Consider the following 3,929-nt stretch of genomic DNA (forward strand, 5'->3'; position numbering starts at 1 on the left):
GTCGAAGCAGGTCTCGACGGTCTCGTCCCACCGGTCGATCAGGCGGCGGTCGGCGGCGCCGAGGGACCCGCTGGCGGGAAGGAGGAGGACCGCGCCGAGGGCGGGGACGGCCAGGGCGGCGGCGATGAGCAGGGGGCGGGGAGGCAGGGTCACGGGTCCGATCCTTCGGGAATGAGGGCCCGGCGGCGCGGCATGCGCCGCCGGGTCGGGGCGCGCTCAGCGCCGGGTCAGCGCGTCGAGATCGGCATGGACCACCATGGGGGTCGCTTTGTAGCCCAAGGCGCGCGCGGCGGCGAAGGGGTCGTCGGAGATCTCCGCGCCAGGGTGGCAGGCGTGGAGATAGATCGCGGTGACCAGCGTGGTGGCGCCGGCGGGGGTGACCAGGTCGAGGCTTTGGTAGGCGCCGTCGGCCAGGCGGTAGGCCGGGCGGTCCTTGGCGCAGAAGACCTGCACCGGGGCGGGCGCCTCCCAAGCAAGCGTGGCGGGGTCTGCGTCGGCGCGGTCCGAGACGGCGCTCCGGAGGGCGACGAGGACCAGATCGCCCGGCACAGCCGCGCTGCCGGTGCCGATCACGCTGCGCGAGACCTGGTCGTAATGCAGGCACTCGCCCATGTGGCAGCGGCCGAGGTAGGGTTCGGCCCGCACGGGGCCGGGCAGGGCGAGGACAGCGGACAGGGTCAGCGCGGCGGCCAGGATCGGGGGCGTCTTCATTTGGGCTCTCCATTAGCGGTGTCGGGTGATGGGCAAGTAATGGTCTGGGTCATTCGGTGCAGGAGGCGGGATCGCCGAGACAGCGGCGCAGGGTGGCGGGCGCGTCGGGATCGAGCCCCTCGGCCAACCGCCCGGGCGTCACGGTGATGCCCGTCAGGCGCCAGGTGTCATCGCCGGCGTCGCCGCCTGGTGCGCCGGCCTCTGGCGCCTGCAGCCGACCGGTCAGCGCCAAGGGCGCGTCCTCCGTGCCGATCTGCAGGGTCAGGTCGTGCCGGGGCTTGGAGAAGAGGCCGCTGCGGGCGTCAAGCGCGGCCCCCAACCCCCATTCGCAGGCGAGGATGCGCAGCGCCACGGTCTCGCCGCCGCCGAGGTCCATCTGTGCGGCCTGCAGCGCCTCCGGCGCCTCGGCCGCCGCGAAGAGGTGCTGGCAGCGGATCTCGGTCCGCCGCGCCTCGAAGGTGGCCCGCGCCTGGCGGCACCGGCCGAGGAGCGGCGCCGTCCAGCGCGTGCCCCGGTCATAGACCGCGCAGTCGGGCAGGGCGTCGCGGTCGTCACGGTCCGGGTCCAGCGCGGCGATGCGCGCGTCCAGCGTGCGGGCTTCCGCGGCGATCACCGCCTCGCGCCGGGCCGCCATCGCGGCGCGGGCCTCGGCCAGGGTGTCCCGCAGCGGCGCCAGCGCCTCGGCGTCCTCGCTGCGGCTCAGCCAAGCCTCGATCCGGGGCGCCAGCGCATAGCCGTCGGTGGCCAGGAGCCCGTCCAGCGTCTCCGGCGCGGCCTCGAGGGCGGCGAGGTCGCGGGCGATCACCGCCTCGACCGCCGCGCGCAGAGGAACGGCCACGCGGGCCTCGCAGGCCGACAGCGCGGCCGCGGCCAGCGGTGCCCCGGCCGGCGCGCGGGTCGCGGCGATCCGCGCCCGGCAATGCGCCAGGATCGCCTCGGGGTCGCTGAGCGCCTCAACACCTTGCGCCAGCTCCGCGCCGAGCCCCTCCGCGGCCGCGTCGACCAGCGGTCCGGTCAGCGCGCCGGTCGCCTCTGACGTGTCCGCCCGCGTCATGCCCCGGCCCGCCGGCAGCGCCGGGGCGTCGACCGGGACGGGGGCCGCCGGGACGGGTGCGGGCAAGGCAGGTGCCGGGAGCATGCAGATGGCGGCCAGCGTGTTGCCGAGCAGAAGGGCGGGCAGGGACAGGCGGTTCGACGCCAAACGCGTCGGTGTCGGGCGGGTCTGTGTCAGGTGGATCATGGCGGGCCTCGGGGCGCAGCAGGGAACGGGCGCGCGCGACAGGCCGCGCGGCGGGAGGGATCGGCGGGGTGATCGACAGGGCGACCGGGGAGTGATGGATGGGTATGGCCGCGCGCGGGGCGCGAGCCTCAGACCCTGATGGGCTTGCACGGTGCGGGCGAGGCACGCGGTTCGGCGCAGCGGCGCGATGGTAGGGGGCAGGCTGGTCTCATGAATCTCTCTCGCGCACGACTCGGGTTCTTGCGCGTCTAGGATCGGAATGACCGAACATGCCGACCCTCTGCTCACCGCCTTCGCCGCCGTCCTGCGCCATCACCGTCGTGCGGCGGGGTTCACGCAGGAGGGCCTCGCCCACGAGGTGGGCCTCAGCCCGCGCTACATCTCGCTGCTCGAGACCTGCCGTCACCAGCCCTCCCTGGGCACGATGGCCGACATTGCCGACGTCCTGGGCCTGCCCTTGGCGCAGATGATCGCCGAGGCGGAGGCCGAGGTGGAGGGCGAAGTGGGGGGCGACCAAGTGGCCGGCGACGCTTCCGGTCGGATTGCCAAGGACTGAGGCAGGCGTTCCTGCGGCACGGCCTTCCATCACCGGGTATCCTTCGGTGACGCGGCAATGTGCGCTCGCGCCGTTTCCAGGTGACCGACCAGCAGGTCGAGCCGGTCGAGGGCCAGGAGCGCGCCGCGGGTGAGCGGCGCCGTCTTGGGACCGGGCACCGCCTCGGCGGCCCAGAAGACCAGCCCGAGAAGGTCGCGCAGGACTGCGGCCTCGTCCAGCGCATCGACGAGGGTGCCCCGCAGCAGGGCAGGGTCGGGGACCTCCTCAGACATCGGGTGACCCTCCCGTGCCGGGAACGGGGGGCTGCGGAACGGACCCGGCCGATCCGCCATCACCGGTCGCAGACGGCGTGTCGCCATCCGTCACCGTCCGCGTTCTGGCTGTTGGTGCTGACGGTGCTGACGGCGCCGGTGACGGGTTCTCTCCATCGGTCCGCGACCCCTCGTCCGCAGTGATGGCAACTGCGATCGTTGGGTCCTCGAATGGATCGCCCTCGATCACCCGTTCCGCCTCAAGGCGTGCTGCCAGCGCGTCGAGGAGCGGCCGGCTCTCCTTCAGGAGCACCGTGGCGCGGCCATGGCCACGCTGGAGATGCGCCTCGACGCGGTCGCGCAGATGCGGATCGGTCGCCAGCCGCGCCATCGGGTTGGCGTGCCAGGTCAGGCCCCCGCCGAGGCCCCAGGACAGCTCCAACTGCAGCGCGAGCCCGGTCGCCAGCGCCAGGTCGCTGCCGGCATCGCCCCCGGCGCCGGTGCCGGGGCGCCGAGGACCAGCGCCTCGGCCGCGCGCCCGGCCAGCCGGCAGGTGATCCGCGCCTCCAGGCCCACGCGTGTCGGGGTGCCGGCCTGCTCCTCGATGGCGACGAGGCCGCCCGTCGCACCGATCCGCGCCGCGGTGATGCGGCCGGCGAGGACCTCGGCCTGGCGCAGGCGGTGGAAGGCCACGGCATGGCCCGCCTCGTGAACCGCCATCCGGCGCATCAGGCCCGGCGCCTCGGGGCCGAGACCCAGGCGCCGGCAATGCCGACGGCGGTGATCCCGCGGCCGGCGGCACGGGCCAGGCTGCGGGCCTCGCGCAGGGCGGCGTCGATCTCGGCCGGGCTCTGGCCGATGGCGCGACGGGACAGATCGTCCAACGCCTCGGGGGGCAGCGCGTCACCTAGCTGCCGGGTGAGGATCGCGTGGAGGCCCGCGCGGCCGGGCAGCCGCAGGGCCAGCGTGCGGTCGAGCCTGCCAGGACGGCGCAGGGCCGGATCGATGGCGCCCGGGTCGTTGGTTGCGGCCAGCACCAGCACCCCCTCGAGACCCAGCACTCCATCGAGCTGTTCCAGGAGCCCGGCGATGACCTGCGCGCGGTAGGTCGAGGCGTGCCGGTCGTCGGAGCCGCGGCTGCCGGCGGCGTCCAGCTCGTCCAGGAACAGCA

At 74.7% G+C, this 3,929-nt stretch carries 7 protein-coding genes; 1 reads left to right on the plus strand and 6 read right to left on the minus strand.

What is annotated here, in order from left to right:
* Window positions 1–216: 216 nt before the first annotated feature.
* Window positions 217–711: a hypothetical protein gene (locus TY51_RS19875; RefSeq protein ID WP_042253080.1), complete on the minus strand. Its 495-nt coding sequence runs from the start codon at window positions 709–711 to the stop codon at window positions 217–219.
* 49 nt (window positions 712–760) lie between these two features.
* A complete protein-coding gene (locus TY51_RS20640) occupies window positions 761–1,951 on the minus strand; it encodes a hypothetical protein (RefSeq protein WP_052650514.1) in 1,191 nt (396 codons plus the stop codon).
* Between the two features lie 259 nt (window positions 1,952–2,210).
* Between TY51_RS20640 and TY51_RS19885 the strand changes: the two genes are divergently transcribed.
* The gene (locus TY51_RS19885) at window positions 2,211–2,507 is read left to right on the plus strand and encodes a helix-turn-helix domain-containing protein (RefSeq protein WP_042253083.1); all 297 of its coding nucleotides are present in this window, start codon (window positions 2,211–2,213) and stop codon (window positions 2,505–2,507) included.
* Between the two features lie 29 nt (window positions 2,508–2,536).
* Here the strand turns inward: TY51_RS19885 and TY51_RS19890 are convergent, their stop codons facing one another.
* The 4 genes from TY51_RS19890 to TY51_RS19900 form a co-directional block, all read right to left on the minus strand.
* A complete protein-coding gene (locus tag TY51_RS19890; RefSeq protein ID WP_042253085.1) occupies window positions 2,537–2,779 on the minus strand; it encodes a hypothetical protein in 243 nt (80 codons plus the stop codon).
* The gene (locus tag TY51_RS22355) at window positions 2,772–3,200 is read right to left on the minus strand and encodes a hypothetical protein (RefSeq protein WP_156118146.1); all 429 of its coding nucleotides are present in this window, start codon (window positions 3,198–3,200) and stop codon (window positions 2,772–2,774) included. Before TY51_RS22355 ends, TY51_RS19890 begins: the two co-directional genes overlap by 8 nt.
* The gene (locus TY51_RS19895; RefSeq protein ID WP_197054852.1) at window positions 3,167–3,478 is read right to left on the minus strand and encodes a hypothetical protein; all 312 of its coding nucleotides are present in this window, start codon (window positions 3,476–3,478) and stop codon (window positions 3,167–3,169) included. Before TY51_RS19895 ends, TY51_RS22355 begins: the two co-directional genes overlap by 34 nt.
* A gap of 8 nt (window positions 3,479–3,486) precedes the next feature.
* The coding region (locus TY51_RS19900) for an ATP-binding protein (RefSeq protein WP_042253089.1) at window positions 3,487–3,929 on the minus strand (443 nt) is incomplete at its 5' end.

This window comes from Paracoccus sp. PAMC 22219 (genome assembly GCF_000787695.1).
In the GTDB taxonomy this organism is placed as follows: Bacteria; Pseudomonadota; Alphaproteobacteria; order Rhodobacterales; family Rhodobacteraceae; genus Paracoccus.